This window comes from Pseudarthrobacter kochi (genome assembly GCF_055412805.1).
Genome location: NZ_JBVAYV010000012.1, coordinates 26,350 through 43,938 on the forward strand (window position 1 = coordinate 26,350; position 17,589 = coordinate 43,938).

The 17,589-nt window shown below is 61.9% G+C and carries 15 protein-coding genes; 9 read left to right on the forward strand and 6 right to left on the reverse strand.

Going from position 1 to position 17,589, the window contains the following annotated elements; all coding sequences use genetic code 11:
- Positions 1–22: 22 nt before the first annotated feature.
- Entirely contained in the window at positions 23–1,876 is a 1,854-nt protein-coding gene (gene lepA, locus ACZY0Y_RS08300) for a translation elongation factor 4 (RefSeq protein WP_463884618.1), read from the reverse strand.
- A gap of 253 nt (positions 1,877–2,129) precedes the next feature.
- Here lepA and ACZY0Y_RS08305 point away from each other — a divergent pair, with 253 nt between their 5' ends.
- The gene (locus ACZY0Y_RS08305) at positions 2,130–2,684 is read left to right on the forward strand and encodes a type II toxin-antitoxin system PemK/MazF family toxin (protein WP_463884616.1); all 555 of its coding nucleotides are present in this window, start codon (positions 2,130–2,132) and stop codon (positions 2,682–2,684) included.
- Positions 2,685–2,858: 174 nt separating this feature from the next.
- Positions 2,859–3,119 (forward strand): 30S ribosomal protein S20, encoded by a 261-nt coding sequence (gene rpsT, locus ACZY0Y_RS08310; RefSeq protein ID WP_024365662.1) that lies wholly within the window; start codon positions 2,859–2,861, stop codon positions 3,117–3,119.
- Between the two features lie 133 nt (positions 3,120–3,252).
- Here rpsT and holA read toward each other — a convergent pair whose 3' ends face one another.
- Both holA and ACZY0Y_RS08320 read right to left on the reverse strand, forming a co-directional pair.
- Positions 3,253–4,266 (reverse strand): DNA polymerase III subunit delta, encoded by a 1,014-nt coding sequence (gene holA / locus ACZY0Y_RS08315; protein WP_463957373.1) that lies wholly within the window; start codon positions 4,264–4,266, stop codon positions 3,253–3,255.
- Positions 4,200–5,465, reverse strand: a complete 1,266-nt coding sequence (locus tag ACZY0Y_RS08320) for a ComEC/Rec2 family competence protein (protein WP_463957374.1) — start codon at positions 5,463–5,465, stop codon at positions 4,200–4,202. The genes holA and ACZY0Y_RS08320 overlap by 67 nt, the downstream gene beginning before the upstream one ends.
- On the opposite strand from ACZY0Y_RS08320, the gene ACZY0Y_RS08325 reads away from it, so the two are divergent.
- The 3 genes from ACZY0Y_RS08325 to ACZY0Y_RS08335 all read left to right on the forward strand — a co-directional run bounded on the left by ACZY0Y_RS08325 (position 5,368) and on the right by ACZY0Y_RS08335 (position 8,204).
- Entirely contained in the window at positions 5,368–6,192 is an 825-nt protein-coding gene (locus ACZY0Y_RS08325; RefSeq protein WP_463957375.1) for an SMODS domain-containing nucleotidyltransferase, read from the forward strand. The genes ACZY0Y_RS08320 and ACZY0Y_RS08325 overlap by 98 nt on opposite strands.
- Before the next feature lie 7 nt (positions 6,193–6,199).
- Positions 6,200–7,114 (forward strand): S-4TM family putative pore-forming effector, encoded by a 915-nt coding sequence (locus ACZY0Y_RS08330; protein WP_463957376.1) that lies wholly within the window; start codon positions 6,200–6,202, stop codon positions 7,112–7,114.
- A 337-nt stretch (positions 7,115–7,451) separates the two neighbouring features.
- The gene (locus ACZY0Y_RS08335) at positions 7,452–8,204 is read left to right on the forward strand and encodes a DUF5131 family protein (RefSeq protein ID WP_463957377.1); all 753 of its coding nucleotides are present in this window, start codon (positions 7,452–7,454) and stop codon (positions 8,202–8,204) included.
- On the opposite strand, the gene tcmP is transcribed toward ACZY0Y_RS08335, so the two are convergent.
- Both tcmP and ACZY0Y_RS08345 read right to left on the reverse strand, forming a co-directional pair.
- Entirely contained in the window at positions 8,201–9,352 is a 1,152-nt protein-coding gene (gene tcmP / locus ACZY0Y_RS08340; protein WP_463957378.1) for a three-Cys-motif partner protein TcmP, read from the reverse strand. The genes ACZY0Y_RS08335 and tcmP overlap by 4 nt on opposite strands.
- Before the next feature lie 447 nt (positions 9,353–9,799).
- On the reverse strand, positions 9,800–10,303 hold the full coding sequence (locus ACZY0Y_RS08345; RefSeq protein WP_463957379.1) for a hypothetical protein: 504 nt from the start codon (positions 10,301–10,303) through the stop codon (positions 9,800–9,802).
- 367 nt (positions 10,304–10,670) lie between these two features.
- Here ACZY0Y_RS08345 and ACZY0Y_RS08350 point away from each other — a divergent pair.
- Positions 10,671–11,818, forward strand: a protein-coding gene (locus tag ACZY0Y_RS08350; protein ID WP_463957380.1) for an IS3 family transposase whose coding sequence is annotated in 2 segments (ribosomal slippage) — positions 10,671–10,944 and positions 10,944–11,818 — 1,149 coding nt in all. Because the reading frame shifts where the segments join, the coding sequence is not laid out codon by codon here.
- A gap of 2,153 nt (positions 11,819–13,971) precedes the next feature.
- Here ACZY0Y_RS08350 and ACZY0Y_RS08355 read toward each other — a convergent pair.
- The gene (locus tag ACZY0Y_RS08355; RefSeq protein ID WP_463957381.1) at positions 13,972–14,136 is read right to left on the reverse strand and encodes a hypothetical protein; all 165 of its coding nucleotides are present in this window, start codon (positions 14,134–14,136) and stop codon (positions 13,972–13,974) included.
- Between the two features lie 483 nt (positions 14,137–14,619).
- Between ACZY0Y_RS08355 and ACZY0Y_RS08360 the strand changes: the two genes are divergently transcribed.
- The 3 genes from ACZY0Y_RS08360 (at position 14,620) to ACZY0Y_RS08370 (ending at position 17,585) form a co-directional block, all read left to right on the forward strand.
- Positions 14,620–15,678 carry a hypothetical protein gene (locus ACZY0Y_RS08360; RefSeq protein WP_463957382.1) on the forward strand — a complete coding sequence of 353 codons (1,059 nt, stop codon included), beginning with the start codon at positions 14,620–14,622 and terminating at the stop codon, positions 15,676–15,678.
- 252 nt (positions 15,679–15,930) lie between these two features.
- Positions 15,931–16,629, forward strand: a complete 699-nt coding sequence (locus ACZY0Y_RS08365) for a restriction endonuclease (protein ID WP_463957383.1) — start codon at positions 15,931–15,933, stop codon at positions 16,627–16,629.
- Positions 16,630–17,420: 791 nt separating this feature from the next.
- On the forward strand, positions 17,421–17,585 hold the full coding sequence (locus ACZY0Y_RS08370; protein WP_463957384.1) for a hypothetical protein: 165 nt from the start codon (positions 17,421–17,423) through the stop codon (positions 17,583–17,585).
- The last annotated feature ends 4 nt before the right edge of the window (positions 17,586–17,589 follow it).

Below are 17,589 nucleotides of genomic sequence, written 5' to 3' on the forward strand. Positions count from 1 at the left end.
GCAACAGTCATTTCCGGCACCGTTACTTCTTGGCCTTGTCCTTGGACTCGTCCGTGGTGAGGGCGGCGATGAAGGCTTCCTGCGGGACCTCGACGCGTCCCACCATCTTCATGCGCTTCTTGCCTTCCTTCTGCTTCTCCAGCAGTTTGCGCTTCCGGGTGATGTCACCGCCGTAGCACTTGGCCAGGACATCCTTGCGAATGGCCCGGATGCTCTCTCGGGCGATGATCCGGGAGCCGATGGCCGCCTGGATGGGGACCTCGAACTGCTGGCGGGGAATCAGTTCGCGCAGCTTGCCCGTCATCATCACACCGTAGGCGTAGGCCTTGTCACGGTGGGTGATGGCACTGAAAGCGTCCACCTGCTCGCCCTGGAGCATGATGTCCACCTTGACCAGGTCGGCCACCTGCTCGCCGTCGGCCTTCCAGTCCAGCGAGCCGTAGCCGCGGGTCTTGGACTTAAGGATGTCAAAGAAGTCGAAGACGATTTCGGCCAGCGGCAGGCGGTACCGGATTTCCACCCGGTCCTCCGAGAGATAGTCCATGCCGCCCATGACGCCGCGCCGGCTTTGGCACAGCTCCATGATGGCGCCGACAAACTCGTTCGGCGCAAGGATGGTGGCGGAAACCATCGGCTCGCGGACCTCAGCGATCTTGCCGCTGGGGTACTCGCTGGGGTTCGTGACGTGGACGACCTTCTTGTCCTCCAGCGTCACCTCGTATTCCACGTTCGGGGCGGTGGAGATCAGGTCCAGGTTGTATTCGCGTTCGAGCCGCTCACGGGTGATTTCCAGGTGCAGCAGGCCCAGGAAGCCGACCCGGAAACCAAAGCCCAGCGCCGCGGACGTCTCGGGCTCATAGACCAGCGCCGCGTCGTTGAGCATCAGTTTCTCCAGCGCATCGCGGAGCACCGGATAGTCCGTGCCGTCCAGGGGATACAGTCCGGAGAACACCATCGGCTTGGCATCGGCATAGCCGGGGAGGGATTCGGTGGCGGGCTTGGCCAGGTTGGTGACGGTGTCGCCCACCTTGGACAGGCGGACGTCCTTGACACCGGTGATGAGGTAGCCCACTTCGCCGACGCCGAGGCCCTTGGAGGGGGTGGGCTCCGGGGAGCTGACACCGATCTCGAGGAGTTCGTGCGTGGCACGGGTGGACATCATCTGGATGCGTTCGCGGGGATGCAGCATGCCGTCGACCACGCGGACGTAGGTGACCACACCGCGGTAGGTGTCGTAGACAGAGTCGAAGATCATGGCCCGGGCGGGCGCGTTGGGGTCGCCCATGGGGGCAGGCAGGTCGCGGACGATCTTGTCCAGCAGAACCTCGACGCCCATGCCGGTCTTGCCGGAGACGCGGAGCACGTCGTCGGGGTCGCCGCCGATCAGGTTGGCAAGTTCCGCGGCGTACTTCCCGGGCTGGGCGGCCGGGAGGTCGATTTTATTCAGGACCGGGATGATCGTGAGGTTGTTTTCCATCGCCAGGTAGAGGTTGGCGAGGGTCTGCGCCTCGATGCCCTGGGCCGCGTCCACGAGCAGCACCGCGCCTTCGCAGGCCGCGAGCGAGCGGGAGACCTCGTAGGTGAAGTCGACGTGTCCGGGAGTGTCGATCATGTTCAGCGCGTAGCTGATGCCGTCGAGCTCCCAGGGCATACGGACTGCCTGGGACTTGATGGTGATGCCGCGTTCGCGCTCAATGTCCATGCGGTCCAGGTACTGGGCCTTCATGTCACGGGACTGGACAACGCCGGTGTACTGGAGCATCCGGTCGGCCAGTGTGGATTTGCCGTGGTCAATGTGCGCAATGATGCAGAAGTTCCGGATGATGGCCGGATCTGTTGCGGCGGGCACCGGGGCGGTGCGGGCCATGGGAGACACGCAGGGTCCTTACTGTTGGCTTTTTCCACGGACCGGCGCTGGGGCTGGTTTCCCATCCTGCGACGTGCCGCATAGCTGAACCTATAGTCTCCCACGTCCGGACCCGCGGAAGTGCATCCCCGTCTTCAACGGCTGCACTGAATTCCCGCGACAATTCTCACCCTCGAGGCACGCCGGGAAGCGCGGCCCCCTCGGCCGCTGCCCTGCTGCCGCCCCGCTGCCTGCCTGGGCGTGGTGCCGGTATGGTTTCCCCATGGCTTGGAACTTACGCTCGATCGGCAATGCAGTCCGCAGTACTCTGCGCTTCCTGGAGGGGCGCACCGGCTCCGCGCCCGGCAGCTCCGGCCGGGCCAGGCCGGCCGGCACAACAGCGAAGTCCGGGCAACGCCCCGCCGCCGGCCTGACCGGCACCTACCCCGGAGACTTCCGCGGAACAGCAAAAGTCAGCTACGCCCCCTCCCCCAACGGCCGACCCGAACCGGGCGAAGTCGTCTGGACCTGGGTGCCGTATGAAGAGGACCACTCACGGGGCAAGGACCGCCCGGTGCTGCTCGTGGGCACCAGCGGCCGCTTTCTGCTGGGCCTCATGCTGACCAGCAAGGACCACGACGGCGACCCGCGCCGGGCAGACGACTACGTTGACATCGGCACCGGCCCCTGGGACCGGCAATGGCGCCCCAGTGAAGCGAAACTGGACCGCATCCTGCAGATCAACCCGCAGGACGTCCGGCGCGAGGGCGCCATCCTCGACGCCGGAAGCTTCAGCGTCGTCGCTGCCGCCCTGCAGACACGCCACGGCTGGCGCTGACCGGCGGCTCAATCGCCACCCTGCCGGCGTCTCTGCTACTATTGACAGCTGTGTGTCCGTGCAGGTCGACGGCCACAGATGGTTGGTCGCCATAGGTATCCCCACGCCGCTCAGTCAATGGCCAATCTGAAAGCCCTCTAGACCATTTTCCGCATTGAAAAAGAGAGTTCACACGTGGCTAATATCAAGTCCCAGAAGAAGCGCATCCTCACCAACGAGAAGGCTCGCCTGCGCAACAACGCAGTCAAGTCCGAGCTGAAGACGGCCATCCGCGCCGTCAACACCGCCGTTGAGTCCACCGACAAGGATGCTGCGGCTGCCGCACTGCTTTCTGCCAGCCGCAAGCTGGACAAGGCTGTCAGCAAGGGCGTTCTCCACAAGAACAACGCCGCAAACCGCAAGTCGGCCATCTCCAAGAAGGTCAACGCGCTCTAAAGCTTTCCAGTTCACTTGAACTGATGATTGTGGCCGGCACCCTCGGGTGCCGGCCACTTCCAGTTAAGCCGCACACTGGCATGCTGCGTCGCCCGCCAGGCGGGGCACCGGAACCGGCGCTGCAGGACCAGCGTCAGCGGCGCGCCGACGTCGCAATCACCGTTACGGCGTGTTCGACGGCGTAGACCGGGTCCCGGGACAGGCCTTTGACCTGGGCGTCAGCCTCGGCGGTCACCTGGATGGACCGGACGAGACCCTCAGGGGTCCAGCGCCGGACCTCCCGCTGCGCCTGCTCGACCAGCCAGGGCTGCATGCCCAGTTGCTTGGCAATCTGGGACGATGATCCCTGGGCGCCGGCCACCTTGGCCAGGGTGCGCAGCTTCGAGGCCAGCGCGGCCACAAGCGGAACCGGGTCCGCCCCCGTATCGAGGGCGTGCCGGAGGGTGGAAAGAGCCAGCGGAGCGTTCCCGGCCATCGCGGCGTCGGCCACTTTGAAGGCGGTGGCCTCCACCCGGCCGCCGTAGTACCGGTCCACCATGGCGGAGTCCACCGCAGTGGCGGCATCGGCGATCAGTTGGCTGCAGGCGGCCGCCAATTCGGCCAGGTGGGCGCCGACGGCGTTGACCAGGGCGTGCACGGCGTCGGGTTCGATGCGCCGGGACGCGGCCTTGAACTCGTTCGTCACGAAGGCGATCTTGTCCGCGTCCTTCTTCAGGGGCTGGCAGTCGACCACAGGCCATCCGCCGGCTTTGATGGCGTCCAGGAGTTTCTTGCCGCGCACGCCGCCGCTATGGCGGAGGACCAGCACGGCGTCGGACTCGGGCCGGGCGAGGTACTTCAGTCCGTCGGCCAGGAAGGCGTCGTTCATGCCCTCCAGCCCTTCCACCTCAATGAGCTTCTGCTCGCCGAAGAGGGACGGGCTGACGTTCATGGCAAGGGAGCCCGGCTCGTAGTTGCCGGCATTGAGCCGGGTGACTTCGACGTCGGGGGCTGCGGCGCGGACCTGCGCCCGGATGCGGTCCATGGCGCGGGAACCCAGGTAGTCTTCCGGCCCGCCGACCAGCACGACGGCGGCCGCGGTCACATCGCGCCAGGTGGCGGTGTTCGATGCCGCGGGCCGGGCGCGTGGGGTCTGGGCAGCAGCCACTGAGGTTTCCTCCCGGAAGATTGTGTGCAGACTCTAAGCCTGCCACGGCCTGGGCGGTGCACCAAGCCGGGCCGGCGCCGTCCCCGCGGTACCCGCCGGCCCTCACCGCGCGGCGGCATCCGGTTGAGCAGGGCCACCGTCCGCTCATGCGCCGCGAGGGCCAGCCCGACCGTGCGGGCCGGGTGGAAGGCCAGCCAGCAGGCGGCCAGGGCGGAGGCGGAGAAGAGTGTCATCGTGGCAGCGCCAAATGCCCCTTCCGGCCATGGCAGGACGGCGCCGGGCAGGCCGGCGAAAAAGCGGGCGATTCCTCCCACCCCGTTGGCGAAGGCGGCAGCGACGGCCAGCGGCACGGCTGCGAGGTCCGGGGCGAGCGGCACCAGCGGCACGGCCGCGGTCCCCAGCAGCGTGACCGGGGCAACGAGGACGGCGGCGGCGATGTTGGCCGGCAGGGCATAGGCCGGCAACTGCGGCTGCAGCAGGACGATCACCGGCCCGCAGAATGCCTGCGCGGACAGCGGAACCGCGACACCCGCGGCCGCCCAGCGCGGCACTGCTGCCGGGAACCACGCCATGATCGGCCGGCCCGTCACCACGATGCCGAGGGTCGCAAGCACGGAGAGCAGGAATCCGAAGCTGGTGGCAAGCCCGGGTTGTGCCAGCACGAGTCCGGTCACGGCAAGGCACAGGAGGCTCAAGCCCCGCCCGGGCCGGCCGCCGGCCAGGGCCGCGAGCCCAATGGCGCCCATCACGGCGGCGCGCAGGACGCTGGAGTCCGGGCCAACCATCAGGACGAACAGGCCGAGCCCCACGAGGCAGAGGGCCCAGGTGAACGCCCGGTTGAGGCGCAGGCTGCGCGCAGCCAGCAGGAGTGCGCCCAGGATGACGCTGCAGTTGGCGCCAGTGATTGTTGACTTATGAGGTGGGTCCCTCCAAGGCAGAATCTCCCCTGCTTGCCGAGTCCCAGCCGTGTGTGGCTCGAGGTAGCGTTTCGCGATTTGTTTGTACTCGGATGTACGCTGCCACCGCGTCGGAGCCCGTGGTTGCACGTAAGCTTTTGGCAAGTGATCCATCGCCGCCGCCCAACAAAGAGAAGAGCGTGTTATGACCCAAACCGCCACCGCTTGGCTGAACACGACGACGGCTACATGGGTGCCCTCTGCCACCCAGTTCAACGGTGCTCGCAAGCATCGGGCAGCCATAGAGGAGAAACTGGATGCTGCCTTGGGGATCTTTGGCATGTTCGAGATCGGTTCGCTTCGTCACGGCACCGGCATTTGGACCCATAGCGACGCCGACTACCTAGTGTCGCTCAAGGGGACACGTCCCGAGTCGCAGTGGACCACCTTAAACAACGTGAAGGCCGCCTTGCAGGCGCGGTATCCGACCACGACGATCGTTGTCCGTCAGCCGGCCGTAGTCTGCCGTTTCAGCGACGGTGATGTCGAGGTGGTGCCGGGGTTTTACTCCGACAGCGGTTACTGGATTCCCGACCCGACGGGCGGGTGGATGAAAACTTTCCCCACGGATCACAATGAGTACGTCAACGACGTCAACAAGAAACATGACGGTGCCGCGAAGAAGTTGGCGCGCCAGATGAAGATCTGGAAATACCGGCGAACGGTTCCAGTCTCCTCCTGCTACCTCGAGATGCGAGCTGCAAAGCACCTCGAGGGCGAGTCCAGTTACGTGCCGGTGATCGATCTGCATCTTGCGTTGAAAAAGATTCTCGATGCCGATCTCGCTGCCATGAATGACCCCACAGGCCTGGGCTCCCGCTTCACCGCCACATCCTCCGAAACCAAGAAGACAGATGCCCTGTCGAAGCTGGAAACCGCCGTGTCCCGAGCTGGCAAGGCAAGGGACTACGAAAAGGAAGGCAATCACGAGAAGGCCATCGAGCAGCTGAAACTGCTCTTCAACCTCTGACCTCGCCATGAACAGCCAGGACTACCAGTCGCCGTCAAGCGAGACGATAAATAAAAGACAGAATGATGACCATGCCCTACGGCTGCTCGTCGCACAGCGTCGGCTTTACAACCACGCAAAGCGCTGGCAGGGACTGCGGTGGATCGGCCTCCTTGTCATTGGCGTTGGAGGGCCGTTCATCTCTCTGCTCGCTCCACCTGCTGCCGTTACGATCGCCGCGATTACTGGCGTGTGGCTCTTCGCTGGCCGCACCATTCTCTCCTGGCTCGAAGCCCGCACTATGGTCAAAGCTGCATGCGTCCAAGAGGAACTCGACCAGTACCTGTTCGGGATGCCCGAATCAATCGACCGCTCGGAACGACCATCGCTCGAGGACATCGCCCTTCTTGCCGACGACAAAAGGCCCCTGAGAGAGGTAGCGAAGGCGGAGAAGTTGCTCGACTGGTACACCGTCGACATTGCAAGCTCAGGCGTCACGACCATTGCTATTGCTCAGCGCAGCAACGCTTCTTACACCGACAGACTCATCCGCACGACGGTTACGGTCTGGGCCGTCGCCGCGGGTCTTTGGCTCATCGCCCTCATCACTTGGGCGAGTCTTAGCGGCATCACCTTGGCTAACTTCCTACTGGGGGCCCTTTTCCCTGTGCTGCCGGCGTTCCTCGACGTAACCGAATACGTCCTGAACACCTGGAAAGCGGCACGCGATAGGGCCGACCTGGCGGCTACGATCACCAAGCGGTTCAATCGGAGTGATCAATCCATCGAGCCTCAGGACCTCCTCGTATGGCAGGAACGTCTCTTTGACCTTCGGCGCACAACCCCTCAAGTACCGAACTGGCTGTACAAGCTCACCCGCCGAAAAAATGAGAGCGCTATGAATCGAACCGCGGCGCAACTTAGTCGCCAAGCAGACAACTGACCCTCCAAAGGAAGGTCCGGCCAGCATGACGTCTCACCTATTAGAAAGAAGCCTTCATCCTCCGGTATGGCCCTTCATTGCCTGCCGGAATGAACGCTGTCTGCTTCTGGTCTCACAAACACTTAGCGGGCAGGGACGTGGGCTCTCAAGGCAGAACGCGCCCGTATCTCGGCACGCGCGGCTGCGTCGTGCGAAGCCGCTCGGGCCGTGAGATGATCGGGCCAGGATTCAAATCCATGCGCCGGCCGATTACCCGCGGTTCGCGCGGCGATCAGCAACCCTATTGAGGCGCATTGCTGCATGGGTAACCGCAGTGAAGATGGAAAGGGGTGAGATTGTGTCTACGAAGAGCGCTATTGAGTGGACTGAGGTGACCTGGAACCCCACCACGGGCTGCGATCGGGTCGCTGCAGGATGCGACAACTGCTACGCACTTGCCCTCGCAAAGCGTCTGAAGGCGATGGGAGCGGAGAAGTACCAGAACGACGGCGACCCTCGGACCTCTGGTCCTGGATTCGGGGTCACTATTCACCCTGCAGCGCTGACGCAGCCCTTGAGGTGGCGGACGCCCAAACTCGTCTTTGTGAACTCGATGAGCGACCTGTTCCATGCCAAGGTTCCACTCGAGTTCATTCGCGACATCTTCGATGTCATCCGCGAAACTCCTCAGCACACGTACCAGGTGCTCACGAAGCGGGCACACCGCATGGCGAGGGTTGCCGACAAGCTCGACTGGCCTGACAACCTGTGGATGGGGGTTTCGGTCGAGTCCTCGGATGTCGTCGACCGCATCGACCACCTTCGAGCGACACCGGCCGCGACACGATTCCTGTCCTGCGAACCGCTCATCACAGCATTGCCGACACTGAACCTTGAAAGCATCGACTGGGTGATCGTCGGCGGCGAGTCCGGTCCGCGCGCACGACCCATGGACCCGACATGGGCCGAGGACATCCGCGACCAGTGCCTTGAAGCCGAGGTGGCGTTCTTCTTCAAGCAGTGGGGCGGGCGGACGCCAAAGGCCAACGGACGCGAACTCGACGGCCGCACCTGGGACGATATGCCGCAGCTGGCAGCAGCGTCAGCCTAGCCAGCGGTCTTGCGAATGACGTGTTGATGGGGCTTGGCTCCTTTGGTGGCGAACTCGATCTCGCCTGACTTCACGAGCGCGCGTAGTGCGGCCGAGAAGGCAGTCTCCTTGGCCTCGCCGTAGAGATCGCCATAGACCTCCTGGACATGTTCGACTACCGCCTTCGGCCGACGGTCCGACACCAAAGAACGCAGGTTGTCGGTGATGTGTTTGATCGCCGAGTCGTGTTCACGTTCGAACTGATCTGCGACAGTGTCCCAGAGCATGCCCTGGCGTTCATCGGGGTCCGGTCCGAGGCAGTCGATCCATTCTTCCCGTGCCTTTGCAGCGGCAGCCCCGAAGACCCAGAAACCGTGCGGAGCCTGGGTGAGGAAAATCAAGTAGTACACGGGCTGGTGGTGAACCTGCCGTCGCACCGGCGCGACGACGCTGCCATAGTTAGTGCCCGCCGCGAGTCGTCGGGCGTACTCGTGCGCGACGGCGTCCGCGGCCGCCTCCCAGGAGGTCCCGCCAGAATCCTTGTGCGCTTGCAATGCCACGTCACGCCACCACTCGCCCCCGCACACTGAGTCCGCTTTGGCGACGCCTCCAAGGCCGAGCTGCCCCTTCTTCAGTTGTCCGCCAGCACGGCGAATGAGGTCAGCGTTGAAGTTCAGCAGAACCTCCGTGCGAGGCCAAGAACCTCGTTTATGGAGTACCTCCTTGATCGAATCCATAGGCAGCCCCGCGCCGCAGGGGTCAAGGAAAACGAACAGGCTCGCGCCGGCGGCGAGCCGTCTGACCTCGTCGAGGTGCTGCCCACAGTCCCCATTGCGGCTGTCAACATGGATACCACGGTTACGGTACTCATCGGCCACCTTGTCGAGAGACACAAAGTCCTCGCGGTTCCTCTCCACCAGGAAGAGGTCGATCGTCGTGGAATTCTTGGCCTTCTGAGCAGCGATCATCATGCGCTCGGCGGATCCTGCCTCGCCGGTGTCAAAGCGGCCCCTGCCAGCAAAGCCGTCGAAGAGTACCGCCCGCTTAGGCGTCAGCTTGCTGGCCGTCATCGTTGCGAACCTGATGACGTACTGCGCCAGGATCCCGTGCTTGTAGACCGACTGCGGCTTCGGACTCTCCAGTAGTCCAGCCTCGGTTCCGGTTGCCATCCCCCAACTCCGATCTCTCTCAGCAACATCGAGCTTTGATAGCCCGGCCACAACCATCAGCAGATCGAGGGACCCGCCTACGATCCGCGCGAGCAGGCCGGACCTTCGGCGCTGCTGGCCCGGCCCTCTCGGACCGGTCACCGTTGCCCCGCTTATCAAGTGCGGTTGCACGTAGGTTATCCAGTAAATGGAATAACGTCACCAAGTTGGAGACGGTGTTGTCAGCGTCAATCTCGAAAACCCTGCGCAACAACACAGTCTTTCGCGGTCGACGGGACGCCGCTGCAGATGGACGCAAGGTCCGAGAGGTGTCGGAACTTCCCACCGGTGATCTCGGCGATAGAAGGCATCTTAAGGGCCCGACCCACTGAGCAGCTTCTGAAAAGGCTGGGGCAGCACGGTTACAGGCGGCTACACCGACAAGCTGCAGGGCGGCGGTCAATCACGCTATAGGTTTTCGTGGTCGAACTCGATTGATTCGATGAGCTTGTTGTAGGATTCTTCGCCCAGGTCTTCCTCTGAGATGTCATAGCTGGATGCGGGCAGGTGGCCTTCGCTGAGCTCGTCTGTTGCATACAGCTCCAGCTTGCACACTTTGCATGCGTAGGCCTGAGGATGGAAGGTAAGTTTCCAGTAGACACCGGCGAAGACTGGTTCGTAAAGACCATTTCCGACTACGACCTCGACGTATCGGAAGAACTCGCAAGGTACTGACGAACGTCCCAGAACGTGGTCTCGCTCAAGGTCGGGGTTGACGCGGACGAGCTGCGCGTTTCGGATCTCCTGATTTGACAGCTTGGAACCGAAGGAATTGAGGCGTTGGAAGAGGTCGAACTTCGTTTTCGGGTCGGATTCCCGCTGCACCATCTTGAGATCGATCTTGGCTCGCTTGATATCCCGCCGCTGTGCGGGAGTCAAAGCCTTCTCCGGGTTTTCTTCGTCGTCCCGCAACAACCCCTCAAGAGAGGGGAGATACTTGGTGGCTCTCAGCTCTAGCGCCGGGAAGGCGTGCGCGCAATCGCCTCAATTCGTGTGACTCGAACCCGGTTGGATCTAGAAGTCGAGAGACTGAAGCTGGAAAGGGGCGTCGTAAAGCCGCTCAGTACCCAACAACCTCCGTCTTGATCACGACGAGGGCGGTGGGCTACGAGCGCGCCCCAGTTGATTCCCGCCTTTTCAGCAAATTGGAGAACCCTTGGTCCTACATTCGCACCGAAGGTACCTTTGGCCCTTCCGATTGGTTGGGTCCCCAGGTAGAAGTCCAGTGTCTGTGTGAGTTTCGTGTCCGAGAATGGACACAGGAGGAAATTCACGAATCATGGCACGCAGACACACCCCCGAGCAGGTCATCGCCAAAGTCCGGCAGGGCCAGAAGATGCTCAACGACGGACGCCCGATGGTCGAGGTCATCAAGGAGCTTCAGGTCACCGAGGCGACCTGGTACCGATGGCTGAACCAGTACGGGTCCGAGAAGAACGCCGAGGCGTCCAAACGGACGAAGGAGCTGGAGAAGGAAAACGCCCGCCTCAAGCGCCTGCTGGCGGAGAAGGAACTGGCCATCGACATCCTCAATGAGGTGGCCAAGGGAAAATTCTGAGCCCCGAACCCCGCCGCCGTGCCGTGCGCATGGCGGTGGAGAAGTTCGGGGCATCCGAACGCTTCGTCTGCGCGGTCCTGGGCCAGAACCGGTCCGCGTTCCGCAAGAAGAAACCCGGCATGGGCTTCGAGGAAATGCAGCTCCGCGCAGCCCTGCGCGCCGTCGCCGTGAAGCACCCCGCTTGGGGCTGGCGGAAAGCCCGCTGGCACCTGCTGGCACGGCCCGAGTGGGACGGCGTGGCACTGAACAGGAAGCGGGTGCGCCGGCTCTGGCGCGACGAAGGGCTGACCTGCAAACCCAAGGCGCGGAAGAAGCGCCGCACCGGGCCCGGAGCCGGGGAGCAGAAACGCCTCACAGCCGAGTACCCGATGCACGTGGTCAGCTTCGACTTCCAGTCCGACGTGACCTCCTGCGGCCGGCACATCCGGTTCTTCAACGTCATCGACGAATACACCCGCACCGCACTGGCCATCATCCCGCGCCGGTCATTCAAAGCCGCCGACGTGGTCGCGGTGCTGGAGAACATCATCGCCGAAACCGGCACCGCCCCGGCCTACGTCCGGTGCGACAACGGGCCCGAGTTCACTGCTGAGGCACTGGTCAGCTGGTGCGACACCGCCGGGGTCGACACCGCATTCATCGACCCGGGATCACCCTGGCAGAACGGCTTCATCGAATCCTTCAACGCCCAATTCAGAAGGGAACAACTCTCCGGAGAAATCATGGACAGCATGGCCGAAGCGAAGTATTTGGCCGAGGAATGGAAAGCTATCTACAATCATGAACGGCCCCACGGATCCCTGGACGGCATGACGCCGAAACGCTACTGGGAAAACTGGACGCAAGAAAACCTATTAGCTATCGCATAGACGCTGGACTGCTAACGGGGGCCCAACCACGATGGCTACGTTTGGCGGGCCATCCGCACTGCAGATTCGAGCTTCACGGAATCCCAATCCTCAGCGATAGATTCAGTTCACCGATTGATCGCCTCCGGCTCTGAACTGCCTAACCAACTCATCGACCTTTGGGACAGAACTGCGCACTTTAGGCCTTCCCCCCTCTTAAAATGGGCAGAAATGAGCGAAGACTGCGTCACCAAGCTAAGAGACATCTTGGCAGTAGTGCTCTTGGCCCTCCACGAGGAGCACGTCGAGAACGGACAGATGGATGCCTCCGCCGAGTGCTGGCCCGGTCGGATCCGTCAGGTAGCAGCGTTTCGTGATTGGCGAAATGGGATCGGAAGTGAACCTTCGCCCGCAAGAAAGATGCAAGCAGGAGCCACAATGAGAGTTCTCCCCCGCATGGTCCACGAGTGGGTCAAGGGCAAGCAATACTTGTTGGAGGATTCTCGCTACAAGTAAACACGCAGTGAACCGTTGAGGGCTGCTGTTCGTTCGAAAGCGACAACGACTACCCACTTCCAGCGTGCCCAATATGCCTCACGGTGGGATCCTTCCGGTCCAAATGTTCAACCTGCCAAGAAACGGCCAGCCCTGGGGCCATGCAGGTTCTCATGCAACTTGTCATCGGGGTCTGACTCTGACCTCCGGTTTAGTCAACCGTTCAATCCTTGGGTTCCATCTTTCGTCACTTTCCTACGGCCCGTCCAGCCGGACGAATGCGCAGGCAGCGCCCCAGCACTTGCGCCTTTCCACTCCGGCCAGGCTTGCTCGAGAGCGGCAATTCCATCCTGGAACTGTCCTCGCCCCAAGCCAAAGCGTAGGTGCTGCCCGGTGTGCTGGAACATGACGTCTGAGGCGAGGAGTATTCCGTGATGCTCAAGAAGCCATTCTGAGAAGGCTTGTGAGCCCGAGCCTGTCAGCCATGGATAGGCGCAAGTGCCACCTACTGTGGGGACCCAGTCCCAGCCTGGAGTGGAGGCATCAAATGCGGCAAGGGCCCCGGCATTGGTCCGCACGAGGCCGTTGGCTCTATTCAGAAGAGCGGGCGCTGATTGCACGCCTGCGATGGCCGGGACTTCACTTGGGGCGCTGGTGGCCAGCATGGTGCAGTAGCGGTAGTCGAGGAGCTTGTCGGTGACCGCTGCGGTCTGCGTTACTGTCCAGCCAATCCTAAACCCGGCCAAACCCAGCACTTTTGACTCCAGTGACCGTGACGGCATTGCGTGTCAAGCCAGTCCCAAGGGTCCTCCTTTGATCCACCGATTCGTTCTCGTACCCCCGAAGGCTCACCTTTCTCACCTCGGAAGTGTCACGATCCTCCGGTCTACATCATTCCGTCAAGCACCAAACACCCCGGACAAGAATGGCCGCCTGGAAGCTCAAATTCCAGGCGGCGGCCCTTGCCCGTCCAGCCGCACGCCGACGGGTGTAATCACGTGGACCTCACCTGCGGCCCAGGCCAGAGCGGCACCCGACGACGCCTGACCTGCACAAACGACGCATGTTGCCGGAGTTCCGTCCGACCCCGGGAGAGCCAAGGAAGTGAAACATCGCTATGGGCGGCGGAAGTCCGCCAGCCGCGGTTGCGCGGGGAATCCTGTTACGCGTCGTTCAGCCATGGATCACGATTCTGTCGAGGCACAATTGCGCTAGTCGCTGGGTCATGCCTAGCCGTTCTCCGACTTCTTTGCTCTCCGGGAAATGGCCGCCGGGAGCGGTCTCGAGCGAGGATACTAAGTAGCGCACTCGATCGAGGGCGACTGGCGGTGGCCCGGAGTTGTCCCCGACGAGTGACAGGCCAGTTGGGTCGTAGACGTGCATCGTCGAAGCGCTGTAGCCCTGGCCTGAGCTCGGCCAGCGAACCCGGGACGATCACCGAATGCCCGCTTCGATGGGCCTCCAGCAAGAGGTCTTGAGAAGCCCGCAGCAAAGGAGGCCACTCGACTGCAAGATTGCTGTCTTCGACACCAGCTACCTAGGGGCCTTCAGGTCCTACCGCAACAGAAGCGCGCAAAGCTCTTGAGGTGGGCACAGCATTCAGGCCAGGGCTTAGATAGGCCCGGGTCTCCAGTGCGGACCAGAATCTCGCCCGGCAGATGGCCGTCCGCGGGCACTAACTATTGGCCATTGACAACCTCCGCCAGTTGGAATACACCACTTGGTTGGGTCTGGTAGTCGAAAAGCAGATCTGCGACTTGTCCGATTAGCTCGTCGGCGTGCGAGAGAGTCGCGGCGATCCCGAGATGGCGCTCAGGGAGCCAGGCATACATGTGACCGGTCATGAAGACACTCTAGAAGTGAACCTGGACGGATTACGCAACCCGCCGCAGGGATGCCCGAGGCTCAAGATTGGGCACCTGAGCAAGCCTCGGCTGGACAATGTTGAGTTATGAGGTGGGTTTCGAATCAACCACTCAGTATGTCAGAAAAAGACTGTCGCCCCGGGAGTCCAAGCCATGAAACTCGAATGGTCACCGGGGCGTTAGGTCAAGAAGTCTACGACACGCCTCGACGCGCTGATGCGGTTCGTCGCTGTCACGTCCACAAGAAGCTGTTTTGCGTGTCACGGTGGCGGTCTGTCGCAGAGCAAGGCTATTCTGTGTAACAACGGATTGGCGTTGCGGTGGAGCCGCGAAGCTACCGGCTCTCTCATCATCCTTAGCGCGACTCGCGCTGCTTACCTCGTGCCTAGCCAACCATTTGCGCGAGATGCCGAGGAACGGTAGCAGCGGTCCGCCAATCGAACCCCATTTTGGAGAACCATCATGACGCTTTACAGCTGCCTGCCGACTCAGGGCAAAGTCACCGTCCTCGCAACCTGGCCCGGCGAGTACGCCGACTCTCGCAGCGCCAAGGTCACCACCTTTACCGACGCCACTCAAGCCTCTCGGATAGCCGAAGACCTAACCCGAGTCTCGGAGTCGATGTGGGATGCCGCAGCGTGGCTGGACGTCTACGACGAGGCTGAAGCCCGTCTAAAAACCATCATCGATGCCACCCGCGGAACCACCGATGTACCCACTTTCACCGCGTCGGCGTTTGACGGCCGCCGACACGCGGAGACTTGGACTGGAATAGAGCTGATCAATACGCTCGGTGCAGGCCTGCCTCAGACGCTGAATTCACTTACCCGCGCCCAGCGCCTATCGGTCGCCGACGAACTCGCCGCGGATGCGACAGCCCGCGCCGAGTCGCTGAATCTGTTGCCGACCGGATACGACCCCACCGAGCCGGCCTCCCGTGTGTGGCAGGCTGCGGATATCACGCGGGCTACCAAGATGGGCCTGGCTGGAGCTCTTCCTGACGGGGCCGCTGGTTGGATGGTTCGCGTGTTCGACACTGATCACGGCCCTGCCGAGAGGTGGGGTGCGCGGAACCTGCTGCACCGACTCGAGCAATTGGCAGCCGCTTCGAAATCCGTCAACGCACGTGGCGGTGCCGACCTTGACCCTGTTTCCGGGCTAATGGACCACCTTGTTCTGCCAGCAACTCTATTCGGTGTTCGTATCGACCATTCCGATCTTTCAGGAACGACAGTTAACGACGATATTCACCCCGCGGTGGCTCAGAGCTCCCTCACCGAGGCCTATCGCGACTATGCCGTCAACGCAGAGTTCGTGGAAGGTGACGCCGTTCTCTACATCGGCCCGGAAATCGACATGCGCAGAACGGCCCCTTGGGAGCGCGACGTTTTCGCCAAAATCCAGATCGAACTTAGTACCGGTCGCGGTAAGGTCGCCCTGGCAACACTCGACGCGACGGACACCGCCGGATTCGTCGCCGCTCTCGGGAACTGGGTAACAAACACTGTATTCCGCGGCTGACCGCTCGTGGGCTCTAGGGTGTTCGTCCGCTTCATCCGGGAGCCGACGAACACCGGCACTCTCCCCCTTGGCCGGAGCGCCGCCGAGGGCGAGAGTGCCAAAAATGGAACGAAAGGTCAGCGCAGGTAGCTTGCCCCCCACTGAGCAGCAGCCGAGTTCAGCACTCCGGGCGTTACTGCGGATGGGAAAGCTCCGCTTACCTCGCGCGTGTTTCGAGGGGTCTTCGTTGCCCGGATCCGGCAAGATCAGCACATGACTTCTACTGACGATGAACACGAACTCGAGCCCGAAGATGGGCCTGTCTGGAAGCGGTACGAGAAAGACGTGAGGGAACTGCTCGACAGGATGGACGACTCGACGGTGACGCACAATGTGAAGCGCATCGGTGCACTGAGCAAGGTAGCTCGCCAGATTGACATTTTCGTCGAACGGCAGGTGATACAAACAACGGTCACAATCGCCGTGGAGTGCAAGCACTACGCTAAGCCGCTGGGTATCGGCATGATCGACGAGTTCGTAGGGAAGATCGAAGACCTTCAAGTCAGTCACGGCATTCTGTACGCACTGAACGGACTAACCGGAGGTGCCCGGGCCCGGGCCGACGGCGCGTATCCGAAGATCGACGTCCGAGACCTTGCCCCAAACTCGCCGCCTCCCCCGTCTTGGGACGAATACATCGCTGAAGTAATGAAGTTTGGGGACTGTGGAAATCCGAACTGCCCCGACGGCAACGTGGACTGGGAGGAGCGGCCTCAGCAGGAATCCACCCCTGTCAGTGCAGGATGGTGCCCCATGTGCGGGATGTGGAGCGTCTCCTGCGAATGCGGAGAGATAACCTGCTTCGTCAGTTTCGAGGAGAAGTGCGTCGCCTGCGGACGGGTGTACGAGCTGGAACAAAGTCGAGACGGAGACGTCGACGGCATCATCATCACTGCAGGACCAGTCGAGTAATCACTTTAGCGCGCAGGAGACCGTCGGCACACTGAACCTCAGCCCGAAGGACACCCTGGCCAGCGACCGCTCGGGTTTTCCACATACGCCAAGACTGCCCTATCGATGCCCGGCCGCTGATGCTGAACTGGCTCCATGCTCAGTTACGAAGACATTATTTTGCTCGGAGAGGAACGGGTCCTCGTCATCCAGGAGCACTGGAAATTGTCTGTCGGCGGGAGCCCCGGCGTGATGTCCATCAGGACCTCGCCGACCTTCTCAGCGTCGAAAACACGTGCGTCAGGCAGCAATTGTTGTACCAGGGCACTTGTCGTGGTCTTCCCCACTCCATGGGTGCCATTGAGCCAAACGATCATGAATCAACCCTAATCGCACCATGTCTGTCAGTTGATGGCTCGGATTTGCACCGGTAGTGACGCACACCTTCATCTCAGCGCAAAGACGCACTTTCTGCGCTGCTTACCAACGTTGTCAGATGGGTAGGCAAATGTGCCTCTGAACTGCGGCAATACCTTTCAGCGACCGACTGCTGAGCATATGGGTCTCCGCACATTACTGGTCAGTGATTGTTTAACTAGGAGGTGGGTCTTTCCCAGACAGAATTTCAAGGTCTGCCCAGGCAGTACTGCAGTGATTGATGGGCCACCTCGTGTCCGTGATCGAGGGCCTTTGACGGAGGAACTTGGTTCCGGCCTCCCCAAGTTCTCATCGTATCGAGGGGCGTCAAGAGTGCGCCTCGATGGTTGTGCTTACTACGCAGAAAGCTGTCGGTCGGGCCGTAACTTGAACGGATGACTTGTCCTGTTCCTGACAGCCACCTGCGCCTGGATGACGTCCATGCCGAGTGGCATGACACATTCGATGCTTACTTCGGCGTGCATAAGTTCCGACGCATCTACAACTCCTTCCTCACCGCAGTTCAAAGCACCATCGACACGATCAGCAGGAAGAAGTGAGTCA